This window comes from Pseudoalteromonas sp. CO342X (genome assembly GCF_004208915.1).
Taxonomy (GTDB): Bacteria; Pseudomonadota; Gammaproteobacteria; order Enterobacterales; family Alteromonadaceae; genus Pseudoalteromonas; species Pseudoalteromonas maricaloris.
Genome location: NZ_SGPH01000082.1, coordinates 1 through 422 on the forward strand (window position 1 = coordinate 1; position 422 = coordinate 422).

At 41.2% G+C, this 422-nt stretch carries 1 pseudogene; it reads right to left on the reverse strand.

The features are described from left to right. Positions 1–371 (reverse strand): annotated as a pseudogene (locus EXT47_RS23670) (transposase); the annotation flags it as partial. Positions 372–422 lie beyond the last annotated feature (51 nt).

The following is a 422-nucleotide window of genomic DNA, read 5'->3' on the forward strand; positions in this document are numbered from 1 at the left end:
TCATCGAGTATCAATTGCTCCGAATCATTCAGTGGCTCATCTTCAATAAACTTTTGGCTTATCCAATTACCTTTAAATAACTTGTGCCATCGTATCACCGTCGCTTTATCCGACAGACGCTTAGCCTTTGTATCATCAACATATAAAACAATGTGAGTGTGATTACTCATCACGGCGTAAGCACAAATATCAATACAAAACACAGACCCCAACATCAATAGCTTTTCTTCAACCCAATCCCGGCGGTGTTCGTATGATTTGCCAGAAAATTTATCTTCACCGCACAGAAACGCGCGCCTTACGCAACGGGAGATACAATGGTAGTATTTGGTGTCGGTTAAACTAATTTGCTTTTTACGGGCTGTAGCCATAGTTTGTTTTCCTCAATCCTTTGAGTGCAGAATTAAAGCGTAGGCGGTATC